Source organism: Bifidobacterium sp. LH_413 (assembly GCF_056357015.1).
On the sequence record NZ_JBKEVK010000001.1, the window covers coordinates 936772 to 953892 of the forward strand.

21 protein-coding genes and 1 pseudogene are annotated in these 17121 nt (G+C 62.1%); 6 read left to right on the top strand and 16 right to left on the bottom strand.

All coding sequences use genetic code 11. The features are described 5' to 3' along the window. Nucleotides 1-22: 22 nt before the first annotated feature. From AC1AYN_RS03825 to AC1AYN_RS03835, 3 genes are all read right to left on the bottom strand, one after another. Nucleotides 23-832, bottom strand: coding sequence for a hypothetical protein (locus tag AC1AYN_RS03825; protein WP_476532193.1), 810 nt, complete (start codon nt 830-832; stop codon nt 23-25). Nucleotides 833-837: 5 nt separating this feature from the next. Beyond that, a complete protein-coding gene (locus AC1AYN_RS03830) occupies nt 838-1536 on the bottom strand; it encodes an ABC transporter ATP-binding protein (RefSeq protein ID WP_476532195.1) in 699 nt (232 codons plus the stop codon). A gap of 314 nt (nt 1537-1850) precedes the next feature. Then, complete coding sequence (locus AC1AYN_RS03835; RefSeq protein ID WP_476532197.1) at nt 1851-2237, bottom strand: hypothetical protein; 387 nt, start codon at nt 2235-2237, stop codon at nt 1851-1853. Nucleotides 2238-2404: 167 nt separating this feature from the next. Here AC1AYN_RS03835 and AC1AYN_RS03840 point away from each other — a divergent pair, with 167 nt between their 5' ends. Both AC1AYN_RS03840 and AC1AYN_RS03845 read left to right on the top strand, forming a co-directional pair. Then, the gene (locus AC1AYN_RS03840) at nt 2405-3112 is read left to right on the top strand and encodes a response regulator (RefSeq protein WP_476501664.1); all 708 of its coding nucleotides are present in this window, start codon (nt 2405-2407) and stop codon (nt 3110-3112) included. Beyond that, a complete protein-coding gene (locus AC1AYN_RS03845) occupies nt 3088-4296 on the top strand; it encodes a histidine kinase (protein WP_476501663.1) in 1209 nt (402 codons plus the stop codon). Before AC1AYN_RS03840 ends, AC1AYN_RS03845 begins: the two co-directional genes overlap by 25 nt. Before the next feature lie 79 nt (nt 4297-4375). On the opposite strand, the gene AC1AYN_RS03850 is transcribed toward AC1AYN_RS03845, so the two are convergent. From AC1AYN_RS03850 to AC1AYN_RS03900, 11 genes and pseudogenes are all read right to left on the bottom strand, one after another. Further along, nucleotides 4376-4777 (bottom strand): SdpI family protein, encoded by a 402-nt coding sequence (locus AC1AYN_RS03850; RefSeq protein ID WP_476501662.1) that lies wholly within the window; start codon nt 4775-4777, stop codon nt 4376-4378. A gap of 70 nt (nt 4778-4847) precedes the next feature. Beyond that, complete coding sequence (locus AC1AYN_RS03855) at nt 4848-5678, bottom strand: EamA family transporter (protein ID WP_476532325.1); 831 nt, start codon at nt 5676-5678, stop codon at nt 4848-4850. 183 nt (nt 5679-5861) lie between these two features. Next, nucleotides 5862-7106, bottom strand: a complete 1245-nt coding sequence (locus AC1AYN_RS03860; RefSeq protein ID WP_476532199.1) for a sensor histidine kinase — start codon at nt 7104-7106, stop codon at nt 5862-5864. Continuing rightward, nucleotides 7085-7801 (bottom strand): response regulator transcription factor, encoded by a 717-nt coding sequence (locus AC1AYN_RS03865; RefSeq protein WP_476532201.1) that lies wholly within the window; start codon nt 7799-7801, stop codon nt 7085-7087. Before AC1AYN_RS03865 ends, AC1AYN_RS03860 begins: the two co-directional genes overlap by 22 nt. 66 nt (nt 7802-7867) lie before the next feature. Continuing rightward, nucleotides 7868-8149 (bottom strand): type II toxin-antitoxin system YafQ family toxin, encoded by a 282-nt coding sequence (locus AC1AYN_RS03870; RefSeq protein WP_476532202.1) that lies wholly within the window; start codon nt 8147-8149, stop codon nt 7868-7870. Beyond that, entirely contained in the window at nt 8142-8402 is a 261-nt protein-coding gene (locus tag AC1AYN_RS03875) for a type II toxin-antitoxin system RelB/DinJ family antitoxin (protein WP_034528193.1), read from the bottom strand. Before AC1AYN_RS03875 ends, AC1AYN_RS03870 begins: the two co-directional genes overlap by 8 nt. Nucleotides 8403-8492: 90 nt before the next feature. Then, nucleotides 8493-9143, bottom strand: a complete 651-nt coding sequence (locus tag AC1AYN_RS03880; protein ID WP_476532205.1) for a GNAT family N-acetyltransferase — start codon at nt 9141-9143, stop codon at nt 8493-8495. Nucleotides 9144-9280: 137 nt separating this feature from the next. Further along, on the bottom strand, nt 9281-9730 hold the full coding sequence (locus tag AC1AYN_RS03885; protein ID WP_476501656.1) for an ASCH domain-containing protein: 450 nt from the start codon (nt 9728-9730) through the stop codon (nt 9281-9283). A 3-nt stretch (nt 9731-9733) separates the two neighbouring features. Beyond that, nucleotides 9734-10165: pseudogene (locus tag AC1AYN_RS03890) on the bottom strand (pyridoxamine 5'-phosphate oxidase family protein); the annotation flags it as partial. 20 nt (nt 10166-10185) lie between these two features. After that, on the bottom strand, nt 10186-11115 hold the full coding sequence (locus AC1AYN_RS03895) for a hypothetical protein (protein WP_476532207.1): 930 nt from the start codon (nt 11113-11115) through the stop codon (nt 10186-10188). Nucleotides 11116-11273: 158 nt separating this feature from the next. Continuing rightward, nucleotides 11274-12371 (bottom strand): ATP-binding cassette domain-containing protein, encoded by a 1098-nt coding sequence (locus tag AC1AYN_RS03900; RefSeq protein ID WP_476532209.1) that lies wholly within the window; start codon nt 12369-12371, stop codon nt 11274-11276. 308 nt (nt 12372-12679) lie between these two features. Here AC1AYN_RS03900 and AC1AYN_RS03905 point away from each other — a divergent pair, with 308 nt between their 5' ends. Genes AC1AYN_RS03905 through AC1AYN_RS03920 form a run of 4 tightly spaced genes read left to right on the top strand, consistent with a single transcriptional unit; the run spans nt 12680 to nt 15052 of the window. Continuing rightward, nucleotides 12680-13345, top strand: coding sequence for an ABC transporter ATP-binding protein (locus tag AC1AYN_RS03905; protein WP_476532211.1), 666 nt, complete (start codon nt 12680-12682; stop codon nt 13343-13345). Next, a complete protein-coding gene (locus AC1AYN_RS03910) occupies nt 13342-14070 on the top strand; it encodes a hypothetical protein (protein ID WP_476532213.1) in 729 nt (242 codons plus the stop codon). The genes AC1AYN_RS03905 and AC1AYN_RS03910 overlap by 4 nt, the downstream gene beginning before the upstream one ends. Beyond that, nucleotides 14067-14723, top strand: a complete 657-nt coding sequence (locus AC1AYN_RS03915; RefSeq protein WP_476532215.1) for a cytochrome C oxidase subunit IV — start codon at nt 14067-14069, stop codon at nt 14721-14723. The genes AC1AYN_RS03910 and AC1AYN_RS03915 overlap by 4 nt, the downstream gene beginning before the upstream one ends. A gap of 5 nt (nt 14724-14728) precedes the next feature. Then, nucleotides 14729-15052 (top strand): nucleotidyltransferase family protein, encoded by a 324-nt coding sequence (locus AC1AYN_RS03920; protein WP_034528183.1) that lies wholly within the window; start codon nt 14729-14731, stop codon nt 15050-15052. Between the two features lie 158 nt (nt 15053-15210). Here the strand turns inward: AC1AYN_RS03920 and AC1AYN_RS03925 are convergent, their stop codons facing one another. Both AC1AYN_RS03925 and AC1AYN_RS03930 read right to left on the bottom strand, forming a co-directional pair. Next, complete coding sequence (locus tag AC1AYN_RS03925; protein ID WP_476532218.1) at nt 15211-15927, bottom strand: response regulator; 717 nt, start codon at nt 15925-15927, stop codon at nt 15211-15213. Next, complete coding sequence (locus AC1AYN_RS03930) at nt 15924-17114, bottom strand: sensor histidine kinase (RefSeq protein WP_476532220.1); 1191 nt, start codon at nt 17112-17114, stop codon at nt 15924-15926. The genes AC1AYN_RS03925 and AC1AYN_RS03930 overlap by 4 nt, the downstream gene beginning before the upstream one ends. Between the last annotated feature and the right edge of the window lie 7 nt (nt 17115-17121).

A 17121-nucleotide genomic window follows, 5' to 3' on the forward strand; every position in this document is an offset into this window, starting at 1 on the left:
GCTGTGATTATATGAAACATCCCTATGCCTTCGATTCGCATAGAAGTCGGATACGCGCGATTGTCGCGATGCACAACATTGCAACGAGCCAGCATCCCATGACAATCGAGGATGCCGCCACGGGGATGTCCCCAGCATCGTCGATTCGCCCGAACGCGAAGCTTTTGCCGCCGATCATCGGCAGCAGCACGTCCGCATGAATCACCTTCAGTACGCCGGACAGCGAGACGACGAGCAGCAGGAAGATCACGACCAATGCCGGCACGTCACGTTTCGTGACCACGGCTGCGATGTAGCCGATCAGTCCCATGACCACGGCGAACACCGCGACACGCAACGGTGTCGTGATCACGGTCTTGGTGAAGAACATGGGCCGCAGGGCGGGATGCAACGTCGCGACAAGTGCCACCACGTTCAGTGCGGACGACAGCAGCGAGACGCCAGCGCAGTAGATCACGGTCGCGAGTACGTCTCCGATTGCGAACGGCCAAGGCCGGTTGACCAATAGTCGCAGTTGTCGTTCGTCGCCTGCGCGGAATCCTGCCGCGACGTTCAACGCCACGATGATCGGAATGAGGATGATCGAGGTCTGGTAGGGAGAGGCAAGCACGGCGTCGGATACGATATGCATCGGATTCGAATCCAGGGAATCCGTCGAGCGTATGGCGCCGTCCGCGGCGATGGACACCGTCGAGGAGATCGTCTGCACGTCCAGCATCGCGAACAACGCGGTGAGAGCCAGTACGGCGAACACCGACCAATAGAACTGCCGGTTCGCGCAGTACCGCACCAGTGAACAGGACACATACCGGGGTGAAACATTCGTTCCCATCCTGCTCACTCCTTCACCACACTGAAGTACGCCTGTTCCAGACTGCCGTAACCGTCGAGGAGCGTGTCGATGTCATCGTCGAGCACTTTCCTCCCGCTCGACAGGCCCACGACGTGGTCAGCCACCAGTTCCAGTTCGGCCATGTAGTGGCTGGAGACCAGGACGGTCCTGTGATCCGATACGTAGTCCTTGATGAAGTCACGCACCCATTTGATGCCTTCCGGGTCGAGACCGTTCAACGGCTCGTCCAGAATGAGATATGGGGCATCGGTCAGTATCGCGGTCGCGATGCCCAATCGTTGTTTCATGCCGAGCGAGTAGGTCTTATACGTGCGGTTGCGCGCCTCGTACAGGCCCACAAGACGCAGGCATTCATCGCAACGGGAGAACGGGATGTCGGCGGCCAGTGCGATCCAGCGTAGATGATTGAGGCCCGTACGCGACGGATACGGTGCCAATCCGTCGATGAACGAGCCGACGGCAGTGAGCGGCTTGGGGCCAAGTTCGTTGTACCGTCTGCCGTCGAACGTGGCCGTACCGCTACTGGACGGTTCCAGTCCGAGCAGGATGTGCAGCAGGGTCGATTTGCCGGCGCCGTTCGGCCCGATCAACGCCGTGACCTTGCCTTGCTCGGCTCGGAACGACACATCGTCCAATACATGTTTGCTTCCGTAGCTTTTCGACAGACCGTGAATCTCAATCATGACGTCCTTTCACGACTCGCAGCACTCCACCTCTCGGAATATGTCTCCATCAAAGGGCTCCTGCTGTGGCCGCACAACAACGCGTCAAGCGATTGCATGACATGTCGACTATGGTTGACTTCACGTGATACCGGAGTCAAAGGTCATTCCCTCCACGTGTGTGCGAGGAGGGAATAGTCAAGAAGTACACACATCGCTGAAACGTACGATGCCGGTCAGACGTCATCAGCAGTCATCGCACACATCACCACCGAATGACGAGAGCTTTCCTCCTGATTACGCCGATTCGGGAAGCAGTCGAAAACCATTCAGGGTCACTGGCCGATCCAGTGCTGAACATACGCGACAACACCCAGAAATGCGCCTACGCCCACTCCGAGGAAGGTGGGCCCCCATCCTCGCAGCCAGTCCGCGAACAGATTGGTTGAGGATTTCGCGGAGTCCCCAGTCCTCGGTTTCATTCCGTCCGGGCTCGCTTGCATGCTCATGGTCGCTCTCCCCGGTATCCCGGCGTTCTTCACGGCCAGATATAGAGCTATGACCAACAGCGACACCCCAACAGCCCGGCAGAGTATGCGGAAGACATCTTCCGATACCGCGAATGCGAGAGCCTGCAGCGTTATGGATGCGAACAGCAGTATGACGACCGGCCGTCCGGCATTGCGTCCATGCGCCGACCTGTTATCTGTGGGCTTCTTCATGGCGATCACCTCTCTTCTTCGAGCCGTTGTCCATAGTGATCCGGCTATTACTATTACACACCGCTGCGCATCGCCTCCGCAACGTCACGTCAAGCGACCGCATGACATCATCGATGCCGCCGTTTCGCGCCGGAAGGCCATAGTCTGGCGGCGGTACAGTGGACGTCATGGGACTTGGGAACGAGCCGGACACGACAGGTGCGACGGGCACGATTCGCATCGGCGTATTGGACAACGATCCGTTCGCGTTGGACGCGATGTGCGCGATGATCTCGGCCATGTCAAGGGATTTCCGCATTATGTGGGCCACCGGGTCGCCCGCCGTGGCGATCGAGCACTGTCACAACACACGTACCAGACCGGATGTGCTTGTGCTGGATATGGCGTTGGGCGGCGTCACCGGCGCGGACGTGTGCCGGCGCATCCGACGCAGAACGAGCGAAGTGGGCGTCATCTGTGTCACCTCGTATTCGACGGACGTCTACCGGGATGAAGCGATTGCGGCCGGCGCGCAGGGATTGTTCGCCAAAGAACGGCTCAAAACCGACATCACCGAAGCGATACGGCAGGCGGCTCATGGCTCGCCGACCGCCGCACAGGCCGCGACCGGGTTCCGGGACGCGACGTCGGCTCACACGATGCTGTCCGACACGGTGCCGGCGCGGATGTCCGAGGACATGAAGGATTCGCTGTCCGCCCGCGAGAAGGACATCCTGCGCCTGTACGCGAAACGGCTCACCACCGACGAGATCGCGCAACGACTCGGCATCGCCAAAGGCAGCGTATTCACGTACGTGCATCGCGCGGCCGGCAAGCTCGGCGTGACCAGCCGCAAGGAGGTGCTTGAGGCATGCGCCCGATACGATCTGCTATAGACCGGATTGCCGGACGAATTGGTCCGGGCAACGACCATCCGGTCATCTCGGCGACATGTGTGCTGCTGACTGCGGCCCTCATCGCGGAATACATGGCCCGGGCCACGACAGATGCTTCCTCAACGACGAGCGTGCAGCATCTTGTATTGGTTCTGGCGATGCTCGCTGGTCTGATCGGCGGCATGTTCCGCCCGCAATGGTTTCTCTGGGCGGCGCTTGTGGCCGGGGAGATGCTCATGCTGGCGATGCCGATGATCACACCACTTGCCATCATCATCACCTGCACCGGGTTCCTCGCCTATCTGGACACATGGTCAGGTGCAATTGCCACCGGAATGCTGCTCATCTCCACCACGTTCGGCGTCGAACCCGGAAGTGGCCGTCAGCTGGTGGCTACGCTGCAAAACCTCGCGTTCTACTGCTTCCCACTACTGACCGGTCTGTTGCTGCACATGATGCGACAGCGTGACCACGACTCATATCTGCTGCGCCGCCAGCAGGAACGCGAGGACACGGCCCGCGACCTGCACGACACCATCAGCAATGACCTCGCCTACCTCATCCTGCGCATCGACCACGCCGAAACCAATGGCATGCCCAACAGCGAACACGAATACCGGCAACAGCTCCGGGAACTACGCGACGCGGCCAATCGCGCCATGACCCATACGCATGAGGTCATCGAATCACTCGAGGAACGTGAATCGCAGCACCTACAGTCGGGAGTGTCGGAAGCGCGAGACGGAACACCAACACCGCTTCCGGCCGACGATTCCGTCACCGTACAACAAGGAGAACTGCAATCCCTGATCGACGGCGAGGAGACGAAACTCGAATCGCTCGGATTCACCGGCGACAACCTGCTCGGCGAACTCCGTCACCCGCTCTCCCCCGACATGATGCGACTGCTCACGGGATTGCTGACCGAACTGTACGCGAACATCGCCAGGCATGCCGACCCGGTCGAGTGGTATGCGGTCTCCATCAGCTTCGATATGAACGACGGAATCCGCATCTCAGTCAGCGACACCACCGCCGAACATGACGAGAAACTTGGAATGGGCAGCGGACTCGACCGCTACCGCACCATCATCGAAACGGCCGGCGGCACTTTCGAAACACACGCACAAGCCGGGCACTGGCAACTGGATGCCGCCATACCAGATACAACACAAGAAACATGACCGGCAGCCGCCGAGAATCAGACAGAGACCAGCTCGCCGTGGGTCAGCTTATTCCCGCAACAAGGTCTTCGCAGGCCAATCACGGCTCATGGTCCTTCCCTGATTCCGATACACCATCCAGGTAATGGTTTTTGGCATCGAGATTCGCGATGACTCCGCATATGACAAGCCACATGACAAGGATGATGGCAAGGGCGAGGAGTATCCACCACCAAATCATGTCCATGTTATTGATGTCGCGGGTCGCGATGACGCCGACCGCCACTTCCACTGTCATCAGCGCAATCAGAACACCGCATCCGAGAAACACGAACGCGTACTTGCGGTGCACGTATTCCCATGTCTCATCCGAGGCGATCGTCCAACGGGTCTTGATGCCGACCTGATAGTTCCGCTCCAATCGGCCGTCTTTCGCGGACCGGTACGTGGAGAAGCACCACCGGGCCGTCAACAGGAAAATAACAATCAATCCCAGAAGCATGTTCCCAATCCTTTCCTACGTTCACCCGCGAATGATACGCTCTCCCGCACTCACGTCACCGGCGCGACGATCATCGTTCCGTTGAACCGCCGGACGCCCATACGAGCAGGGCGCCGGCGACGGAGACGACGATGACGCCGAGCATGGCTGTGGGCGTGATGGTCTGGCGCAGGATCAGCGCGGCGATGACGACGCTCATGGCCGGGTCGATGGAGAACAACGTGCCGACCACGCGTGCCGACGTGATGCGCCCGGACAGCGTGTCCATCGTGTAGGGGATCGCCACGCCCAGCACTGCCGACGCGACGATGACGCCCCATTGGGAGGGCGTCGCATGCGTGGCGTGGCTGACGGATATCGGCAGGGTGGCGAGCGCGGCGACCGTGACCGACAGGGCGAGCCCGTCCAGTCCGGTGCCTGTCTTGCCGACCTTGTCGGCGAACAGCGTGTACAGGCCGAAGCAGACGGCCGACCCCAGTGCGAACAGGTATCCGGTCGGGTTGAAGTAGCCGTCCGGTGTGAACGAGATCAAGCCCACGCCCGCCAGCGCGACCACCGCGCACAGGCCCTCGCGCCAATGATGGGAACCGGCGAGGGCGACCACGCAGGGGCCGAGGAATTCCAGGGTAACGGCCACGCCCATCGGGATACGATCGATGGCCGAGTACAGGCAGATGTTCATCGCCGCCATAGCCAGCCCGTAGGCCGCGATGCCCAGCCATTCGCCTTTCGACCGACCGGCCAGCTTCGGCCGGATGAGCGCGAGCATGGCGAGCGCGGCGACGAGCATGCGCATGGAACTGACCGGAATCGGCCCGAGGGCGTCGAACAACGAGGCCGACAGCGATGATGATGTCTGGATGCCCAACGAACCGATCATCACCATGCCCGCCGCGGCCATCACACGACCGCGTTCAGAACGCGATATCCGACGTTTCCCCACTCTCGACTCCCCCGAAGACAGGCATTCCGCCACGCCGGCCACAATCAGCCGTCGGAGCACGGCGAATCATGCCGATATCCTTATCACGCAACGCGTTGCCATGATACGGCCGATGAAGACACGGAAGACATGCCACGTCGACTATGGACGACATGACAGCAGGACGGCGTGCAGGATCCACGTGCCGTCTTCGGCCGAAGTGACGATTGAACCTCCGAGAGCATTGAACCGCGCGCGATGCAGGGCCAGTCCTTTTCCTGAGCGCGGCTTGTCCGGCAACGGCGGATGCCTGGCGATGTCGTTGACCTGATCGGCGGACAGGCCGTCGTCATTGCGGCGCACGACCACCCGGTATGCGCCGGACGGGTCGCCATGCACGGCGATGTTGGTGTACAGCTCGCGAAGCAGACCGATGAGAGCGGTCTCCCGTTCGCGGGTGGCATCGTCCGCATCCGTCGGCTCGCCTTCCGGCAGGTCGTCGATCATCGTCGAATCGCCGGTGAAGCCGAGTCGCGCCAGAAGCCGGTCGTTCCGGTCCAGCACGTCGCGGACACGTGCGGGGAACGTGACCGCCGCACCATCACTGTCGTTGCACTGTCCGGCGCGACCATCATCGTCTCCGACGCCGGTCCCGTCGCCGTCATCCCCGTCGAGCATGTCGATGACCGTGCGCACCTCGCCGAGCGTGCCGATCGTATGCCGGTACAGGTCGTCGAACAGCTCGGCATGCTCGTCGTCCGTCGCGCGTGACCGTTCATAATCCAATCGCATGGCCATGTACGCGAGATCGTTTGTCACCGCGTCGTGGATCCGACTCGCCGCCCGCGCGTCGCGTCGCATGGCCTCCAGACGGTCACGCTCCCGCTCGTAGCGCAACCGGTCCCGTTCGGACTGCACGGCTACGGCTCTCCACGACATCGCACGGCCGAACACGTACACGACGAAGAACGACACCAGCAATATCACGTAATCGCCGAACGGGATTCCAGCACGTGCCGCGACCATCCAACGCGCCGCGGCGATCAACGGCGGCATCAGCCACCACCATCGTGACTTGCCGTACCGGCCGACCGCCGCCAACGCGACCCACATGCCATAGAACAGGCTCGCCCCGCCCGTATCCGGCAGGAGGGCGCACGTCACATACGTGACGGCGACCGCCATGCTCATCGGCAACGGATACAACGGCAGCACCAGCAGGCACAGGATGTGTACGACCGTCAGCGTCGTGGTGGCCACGAGCTGCGCGGGATACTCGACCATCTCCAACACCGTCAAGCCTACAGACAACAGCACGACGCACCACATGACCGGCCCCACGCCGGCGGCACGGACACGATCGAGGATGCGTCTGGCCAGTCCTGTCAGTCCTGCAGCATCAGCCATTCGGCCACCGCCTGCGTCCGGTTCCGCGCGCCGAGTTTCCTTGCCGCGCGCATCACATACGTCTTCACCGACGACTCCCCCACATGCAGCAGTTCGCCGATCTCGCGCGAGCTCCTGCCCTGCGCGCACAGACGCATGACCTCGCGTTCACGCTCCGTCAACGCCGCCACGGCAACGGACGCGGACACGCCCGAGCCCAAACCCGAACCCGCGACGGAACCGCCATCGGCGACGGTCCCCTCGTGCGCGACGAGCGACGTATGAGACCGGCCGGCCGCCGGATCGGACACGTACCGGGTCCGCGGCATACGGCCGTTGGCCAACGCGACCGCCGCATCGCAGATCTCCTTCACCCTCGCCTTGTCCATCACGCATTGCGCGCCCGCGGCCAACGCGTCGGCGGCGTAATGCTCCAACGAGAACGACGTGATGCCGATCAGCGCGACGTCGGTCGTCTCCCCACGGACTCTCCGGCACACTTCGACGCCGTCCATCCCCTCCAACGACATGTCCACCAGCAGCACGTCCGGCCGGGAACCGGCCGACAGGCAACGGGCGACGGCGTCCCGGCCGCGACGGCACGTCCAGACCATCTTGGCTTCGGGAAGATCCCGTCGAATCAGCAGCGTCATCATCCCGAGCGTCAGCGGATCATTGTCCACCATCGCCAGATCGAACCGTTTCCCGTCGTACATGGTCCACCACACTACAACGCCCGCATGCCGTTCCGTCACGCCGAAACGGCGCGCGGCAGATTCCCACTAGTACAGCTGGTCATGCGAGCCGGTGCGGGTAAGCACCAGTTGGAGTTCATCACGGTCGATACGGTAGATGAGGAGCCAGTCGCCTTCGATATGAATCTCCCGGTAGCCTTTCCAATTGTTCACCAGCGCATGATCGCGGTACTTGGTCGCGAGCAAATCGCGATCCTCTGCCATCAGAGCCTTAACGGCGGCGCGCATCTTATCAACGTCGTAGTGCTTCTTGACGACCGCCTTGAAATCCTTCTTGAACTGCGTGGTGCGGAAAACAGTTCTAAGCATCCATCAGATCCTTCATCAGCGCATCCACGGAGTCGAACGTCGCCCCTTCACGTGCATCGGCTTGACGACGAGCCTCAGCGTTGACCGGATTCTCCCTTGTCGCGCGGAACGGCATTCCGTTATCGGTGATGGATTGCCGAAGGAACATGTTCAATGCAGTGGACAAATCCAACCCCATCGATTCATAAAGGGCCTTCGCCTGCCGCTTGACCTGCGGATCGGTCCTGAAACTGATCGTCGCGGTATCCGTCATCACACACCCCAATCACAACGTGCCAATGTACTAACATTGTAACACACTCGAATATCATACGGAGACAGCCATTGCGTCGGTTTCATCTGCTCATCGAGCATTTCGCGCGCCATTTCGCGCACTTGTCCATTCGTCGGCGGTGATGATGCGGTAGACGCCGTCGTACCGGCGGTCGATGAGCGGATAGTAGTCCTGCTTCGATTCGCCGACGACGTGCAGTCCGCACTTGGACATCACGCGGCCGGACTGCGGGTTCTGCGTGTAATGGCCTCCCCATACGGCGTCCACGCGCAACGTGCCGAACGCGTATTCGAGCACCGCACGCAACGCCTCGGGCATGTATCCCCTGCCCCAGAACGGGCGTCCGATCCAGTAGCCGAGCTCCAGCGCGTTGTCGCCCAAGTACCGTCCGCAGCGGGCTTCGAGCTCCGGATCGCCCGTGACGACGTCGGTGGTGTAGTGGCTGACGGGTTTGAGCGCGATGCTGCCCACCGGCGCATCGGCTTCGACCTTAGCTTCCGCACTCCCTTCGTCATCCTTGATGGTGATGGCCCAGTTGTTCTCGACGGCGAGGATGTTCCTGATGTCATCCATGCTGCCTTCGACGCTGGTGTGCGGAGGCCATCCGCAACGCAGCCCGACCTCCGGGTCCGAGGCGTACCGGAACAGCGAGGCGGCCTCGGCCGCGTCGTCGACCCTCCACGGTCGCAGCGTCAGCCGTTCGGTCTCGATTCTGTCCATGATGCACCTCTCATCACCCGTCATATGTATGCGTCCGGCATGAATCCGATACGGGTCCGTCGGACGCGTTCACCCTACCGCACACGCGCGAGTCACGCCGGCATATGCACGCCGTATCGCGCATGAATCGGCGACGATCACCGCAGTCGCTCCGTCACCGTGAAATGCTCCAGCACGACCATGGTGCCGTCGTCCACGACGAAATCCGGGTCGGCGAACCAGCCGCGGTATTCCTCCGAATTCCAGAAGGATTCGTGCGTGCGACGCCATTGCGCGACGGTGACGTCGCCCTCGCCTTCGTCGATGGCCTGCCGGTCGGTGACGCTTCCCAGCGGGACGGTCTCGACCTCCGTGGTCTCCAATACGGCCACGGGACGATCGGCGGAATCCACCAGCGCGGAACGGTCGCCAACGTGCGGCAACGGTTCGTCGTCCTCCGCATAGTCCATCAGCAGCGCGGCCGTGGCGGTCTTCGCCCCGGAGAGAATGAGCGCGACGAGACGGTCGCGCTCCGGGCCGGGAAAGCCGAATTCCGCCTCCGGCAGCCGCGCGATGGATTCGGCATCACTGTGTTCGATCATCGGCATGGTTCAGACCGTAGCATCACCGATGGCGTTGTCACCCGCGGCGTAGTCGGGAGCGACAACGCCATGCCTACCGTGTCCGCTCTGCGCCGCGACGGGTTTGGATCTCACTTTGGCGGTGAAATGCTCCGATTCGATTCTCCATACCGTGACGCTTCTCACCTGCGCGTCGGTGAACTCCACATGCGGCATGTGCGCCTGATGCGCCATCAGCGACCGCAGCCCGTGTCGGCGCGAGTCGAGATCGTCGACGATGGAGGCGACGCCTTCGCCCACGATCGATTTGAACGATTCACCCCAGCCGCACGCCATGCGTCCCGCGACGATCCCGCAGTCCGTGCGCATCGAGAATGCGACCGGCAGACGGTTGCCGGCGGCGCGGATCGCATCGATCTTGCGCCCGCGCACGGCCGAATGCATCCACAGGACGAGACGGCCGCGAATCGCGATTCGCACCCCTATTTCACATCGGCGCGACGCACCACAAGGACACCGATCGCATAGAGGACCACCGCCCAGGCGAGCAGCATCAGACCGGACTGCCACCAGGTCGGGTCGAAGCCGCCCGAGGTCGCGACCGAGGCAACCGTGTCAGCCGCGGATGAACCGCCAGAACCCGAGCCGGCGCCCACGGCCCCACCACCAGTGGCACCCATCAGCGCGACCGTCGCGCCCGTAACATCGACGCCACCGGTCAGGAACGTCGTCGCCGCCTGACTGGGCAGGCACGCCGCGACGGACTTGATCCACGCGAACCGGTCGCCGGCGAGCGAAACCAGAGACAATACCGAAGGCGCGATCATGACGATGCCGATGAGCGCGAACACGCCACCCACCGTGGAACGGCACAACCCGCCCAAGCCCAACGCCATGACGGCCGTGACCGCCAGCACGCACGCGCCGCCAAGCACGGTGACCCACGGCAGCAGACGCTCGGAATCATCCAACGTTCCCACGCCACCGGCCGATGTGGCGAACAGTGCGTACGCGACACCCCACGACAGCAGCAACCCCGCCAGCGCGGACAGGAACGACAACGCCGCGGTCACGGCGGCCTTCGCGTTCATGAACAGCACACGATGCGGATCGGCGACGAACGACATCTGCACGGTGCGGGTCGTGTACTCGCTGGTGACGGTCATGACGCCGAGGATGCCGGTGACGATCATGCAGGTGACGGTGAAGCCGCCCACCGACGACCACATGAGGCTCGCGGGCAATTCCACCGGATGCGCGAGCGCCTTGCCGGTGCCGGGATCCATGCCGGCGATGAGCGTCATCGACCATGCGGACAGCGCGGCGCCGGCCGGCAGCAGCACGAGGTTGAGGACGAGCAACACGATGGTGGACCGGATGCTCAACGCTTTGACGATTTCGCTGCGGAACACGCCCCATGCGTTGAGGCGTGCGCCACCGACTCGCACGCCGCCGGTCCGCGTGGATGCGCGAGCGAGGCGCGCACCGTCCCGTCCCGCCTGTCCGACGGTTCGCCTGTCCGACCGTGTCCCCGGCCGTCCGCGTCCTTTCGACGCGTGCGCTCCCCTGCTCATCGCGTCACCTCCTGCGGACGGTTCGGCATATTCCCTTGCGGACGATTTTCTATGGCGACGTTTCTCCCGTCCGGTACCGTCGACGCGTATTCGACCGCGGTATGCGTCAACGCCATGTACGCCTCCTCGAGCGAGGCGCGCTCCTCGAGGAACTGGTAGATGACGAGTCCGGCGCGTGCGAACACGTCGGCCGTGGCTTTGAGGTCGGCGCCGACGATGCGGAACGCCTGCCCTTCCTCCGGGTCGCCTGCGGCACGCGCCGCAGGCATCACGCTCACACCGGCCGCATGCGCGAAGATGGCGTACAGCTTGGCCGGATCCGGGGTGACGACGCGAATCGAATGCCGCGAATGTTCGGCGACGAACGCGTTCACGGTGGTGGTTTCGAGGATGCGCCCCTGTCCGATGATGACGAGATCGTCGGCCGTGAGGGCCACTTCGCTCATGAGATGGGAGCTGAGCAGCACGGCCCGCCCCTGTGAAGCGTAGTACCGGCACAGTTCGCGCACCCATTTGACGCCTTCGGGATCGAGCCCGTTGACGGGTTCATCGAGGACGAGATTGTGTGGGTCGCCGAGGAGCGCCGCCGCGATGGACAGACGCTGACTCATGCCAAGCGAGAACTGACCGGCGGGACGTTGCCTCACCGCGGCGAGTCCGGTCATGTCGATGATCTCATCGACACGTTTGCGGCCGATGCCGTTGGTGAGGGCGAGCGCACGCAGGTGCGCGTAGGCGGATCGTCCGGGATGGGCCGATTTGGCGTCGAGTACGGCTCCGACGACTCTCATCGGCGCCTCGATGCGTCCGATGGGCCGTCCGTCGATGAGCGCACTGCCTTCGTCGGGGCGGATCAGGCCGAGAGCGGCGCGCATTGTGGTGGATTTTCCGGCTCCATTCGGTCCAAGGAATCCGGTGACTTTGCCGTCTTCGGCGGTGAAGGTGACGTGGTCGATGGCTTTGCGCGCGCCGCCTGCCGCACCACGCCGGGCAGCCGAACCGGGTACCGTTCCGCCGCGCCCTGCCTGCGTACCGCGCGTCCCTCCGCCGCGTGTCCTTCCGAATGATTTGGTGAGCCCCTGTATCTCGATCATTGCGTTCCTTCCTTGGATGCCGAGCGGATGATTTCAAGCCTACCGTGGATTGACGCGCCTCGCCGAATCGTCAATCCATGTGTCTCCCCACCTCACCGAACCGCATCGCGTTCCCTCTTATCTCCAACGGACACGGAACCTCATCCTCAAGGATGAGGTGCGCGTTCATCCTTGTGACCGATGGAAATCCCGCGCGGCCGGGAAGACCATGGATGCAAACAGTCGGCAGCGTCGTGTGACGCGCGGCCCGTGGAGACAAGACAGCCTTGGCCTTGACCTCCGGGGACGCTTCTCATGGAAGGTGGATCATGCCAGCTATATCGGCGACGAATCTCTCAATCGGATACAGGAACTCCCCGATCGTCAGCGACATCAACCTGCAATTACGTACGGGCAGGATCATCTGCCTGCTCGGGGCGAACGGCGCGGGCAAGACCACGCTGATGAAGACGCTGCTCGGACGAATCAAGCCCGTGAGCGGGAACGTCACGTACACCGGGACGAATATCAACGAGATGTCCGCGGCGATAGACCACCCCAGTTTCTTCCCCTATCTGAGCGGCAGACGGAACGTCGAGGTGGCCTCCGCGTTCTGGGAACTGGACGTGGACCCGGAGACGGCGTTGGACGCTGTCGGCATCGACCGCGCGGCGCATGGGCGGAAGGCGAAAGACTATTCGACGGGCATGAAGGAGCGTCTGGAGCTGTGCCTCGCCCTCGTACCGCATCCGAGATTCCTGTTCCTTGACGAGCCGCAGAACGGCATGGACCCCGATGGCATGATCGCCTTGTCCGAAATGCTTCGCGCCTATCGGGATAAGGGGAACTGCGTCGTCATCTCAACGCATCTGCTCCATGAGATCCAGGGAGTCCCGGACGAATGCATCATGATCCGACATGGCCGGGCCGTGCAGGTCGCGAATCTGACCGGGGTGAACCTCGCGGATCTGTATTACGGGAGGCATGAGTCGTGAGCGCCATTTCTCCCATTCGCGCGTTGGTCGCCTATTACTGGAACGTATGGTATTCCCTCGCCGCGGTGTTCGGAGCCGTGTCGTCTCTCCTGCTGGGTGCGTGGATCTCAAGCGCGGCGAACGGAACCCCGATAACCGGAGGGTATTGCATCTACTTCACCGGCACCCAGCCGCTGATCTGCCTCACGCTGCTCTTCGCCTGCGATGACAGGGTTGCGAAAGCGCACTACGGTGGTTTGCCGCGCCGGGTGTATTCCGCATGGAAGCCATGCTCGCTCAGGACCGTGTTCCGGGTGCTGCTTCTGGTCTCCGTGAACCTGCTGAGCGTATTGTGCTTCGACGCCATCATGGTCCTGACGGGCATCAAGATGCATCCGAATCTGGCTGCTGTCCTGTGCTTCGTCGCGCTGCAGAGCCTTGCGGTTTCCCTGATCTACTCGATCATCGAGATCGCCGCCGATTCCAGGATCGCCGGAATCGTCACGGGCGTCCTCTGCTATGTATGGGTCATACTGCCGGGTGACCTTCCCGACCATGCGACGCCTTACGTCGCGAACGCCCTACGGGCCGTCGGATTGCACCTGAACGGTACCGTGATGTCGCCGGCGGAACTGGCGGGCCAAGCGCCCGTCGACCCCGTGATGGTCGTCGTCCCGATTGTGGCGCTCATGGTCGCCTATGTCCTGTTGAGCTGGTTCCGTTGCAAAGGAGCGGATAAGAAATGAAATCCCTGATCCGTATCGAGCGCGTGTCGCTGATCCGCTGGTCGACGCTCGCCATCATGGCCGTGCTTTTTCTCCCGCTGCTTTTCTTCCGTTACGGGAACACGGGCGCGGTGGTGCAGTCGGCGATGGTGATGGCGCTTCCCATAGCCACGGCCGGTCTCGTCTTCTCCCATGCGAGGGTGCCCTCTTCGTATCGTTCCTTCAGCATCCACGATCGGCTTCTGCTTCGCTTTACCTTGGAGTCGCTGTCGCTCGGCGTCGTGGTCAACGTCTGCCTGACTTTGCTGTATGGATTCGCCATCGGATTTGCCGTCAATGAGCGGCCTCTCTCACCGCATACCGTTGTGATGCTTGTGTTCGCCGCCGTCGTTCTTTCCCTTGCATGCTTCGCCCTGCGACTCTGGGCCAGTCCCCTCGTCGCATGGAACGTCGTCGCCTTCTTCGTCGTCGCCGGGCTTACGGTGAGCTCCGGCATGTTCGAAGACGCGCCGATGCTGTACGCCGTCATACCGACCACATGGGCATTACACGGAACGGGATTCGCCGGTTATGTGATTCCGGTCGGCATCGCCGTCGCCGCGATAAGCGCATGGCTGCTGCTCAAGGCGGTGATACGCGAGGCTCCCAATACGATTAGGAACTATGTATCATAAGGGATATGAGTGTTCTTTCCCTGGGCCAAGTACGAGACGCCGCACGGAAAACCGCCCCGAACCATGGGGTGGGAGAGATGTATGTCTATGGTTCCGTTGCTCGCGGGGACAACAACGCTCTTTCCGATGTCGATCTCGTCTATCGGCTGAACGAAGGGCAACGGGCCACGGCGGGAACGATTCTGTCACTCAAGGATGATTTGGAATCCACTCTCGGTGCTCCGGTGTCACTGTTGTCCATGCGCACCCTACTGTTCAACGCACAGCACACTGCGTCGGGGAAACGATTCTATGATGCCATCAAAAACGATTTGACAAGGATTATGTGAGCATAATCGAGAACGTGATGCGCTCCTGCTGGACGAATTGGTCGAGCATCTTGAATATGCGCATGAGGATGTGTCTCGATTGGATCGGGCCGAAGAATTAGCCTTGAGCCGTAGAGACCGCAATTCGGCGGCAATTGTACGCATGCATAGGGAACGATTCATACTTCCCGAAGGTGTCGTGCGGCCCAGACGATGAGACGTACGCGGTTGGTCTGACCGGTTTTCCTGAGGATGTTGCCGATGTGGGTTTTGACGGTGGATACGCTGATGCCGAAGCGTGCGGCGATCTGCTCGTTGGAATCGCCTTGGACGATGCGGGCGAGGATGTCGCGTTCCCGGCTGGTGAAATCGGGAAGATCGTCGTCGTTCCTTCCGACCGATGCCTCGTCGTCCGCGGATGCCGTCACCGCCGCCGTCGTCCGGACGGAACCGGTGGCAAGCCGTTGGCTGAGACGGTTCATGGTGGCGGTGCCCATGACGGTGTTACCCGAGGCGGCGGCACGTATGGCGTCTATGAACTGTTCCGCACTGCTGTTTTTGAGGAGGAATCCGCTGGCTCCGGCATCGAGCATGCCGATGGCGTAGGCGTCGGTGTCGTATGAAGTCAGGCCGATGACGCGTGTTTCCGGCAGATCGTGAATGATGATGCGTGCAGCTTGGATGCCGTCGAGTCCGGGCATGCGCACGTCCATGAGGATCACGTCCGGTTTGGATTGGTGGGCCGTGCGTATCGCGGTTTCGCCGTCCGCGGCCGTGGCGATGACGGTCATATCGGGCTGTGCGTCGATGATGCGCGTGAACCCGCTGAGTATCAGCGACTGGTTGTCGACCAGCATCACGCGAATGGGCTGCATCCGGTGTGCGTTTTCCGTCATTGCCGCCGTCCTTCTTGACGGTGTCCGTCGCCCGTCTCGTTCAATGCCGCCGCCACCGGTTCTCTCTGATGGGACAGCGGCCAGACAGCATCGATTGAACAGAGCCCACCCGTCATGCTGATGCTGGCGTGACCGCCATATTGCTCGCACCTCCACCGGATGCCGTCAAGACCGTGTCCGCGCCGTCGCCATTTGGTGGTATTCGGTGACGTCGATGCGCAAGAAAGAGACGCATACGGGTTTTCGCAGTGCAATCGAATCGCATCGCCGGTGATGGTCAGGGACAGATCGACGCAGCGAGGTTGTGCGTAGCGCAGCGCATTGGTCAGACATTCCTCGGCCACACGGTATACGGCGTGAGACAGTCCCGTCGGCAGACACGATAGCTTCATGCCCTCCTGATGCAGGTCAATGATCAGTCCTTGCTTCCGATATCCGGCGATGAGAGCGTCGAACTGGTCGAGCGTGGGTTCCGGCAAACGGTCTTCTCTCGTAATGTCGGATAGTAGGGCCCGCAAATCGGCGACGGCTTCGCGTGAGGCTTGGGAGATGTCCGCGAACACCGTGCGTGATTTGGAATCGGCGGTGGTCGTTCTGCCGCTTTCGGCTTGGACGGTGATGCTGGTGAGCGCGTGGGCGAGGATGTCGTGCATCTCGTGGCTGATGCGCATGCGTTCCTCCAATACGGCCAGCCGCGCACGCATGTCGCTGTCGCGTTCGGCCATGATCCGGCGTTCCTCCTCCACCTCAAGTCTCATATCCTTGGCACGGTTGAGCCGGCCCGCCTGCCATGCGGACAGCATCAGACTGCCCGCGAACAGGCCGGCCACGGGCATCGTCCAATCCGGGGAGCAAACAATTACCAAGTGCAGGCCGAATGCGACGATGGGCAACAGACACGACGCCAAGCCAACCAGCCGGCGACGCCTCACCCGACCTGTCCCGCACAGAAACACGGATACCACCGCCATGAGCTGGCCGATCAACGTGAACGAGCCGTAGATGGTCGTATATGCGGCGGGGACGACGGTCGCCGATACGGCGAATACGGTGAACCGCCGTCGCACGAACACGATGGAGGCGACGGCCACGCTCGCCCATGCCCAATCGCCCATGCCCGCCGCACCGAACAGCATGCACAACAGCACGCCGAACAAGGCGACCGTATCCTCTGCACGAACCTTCATACCAACG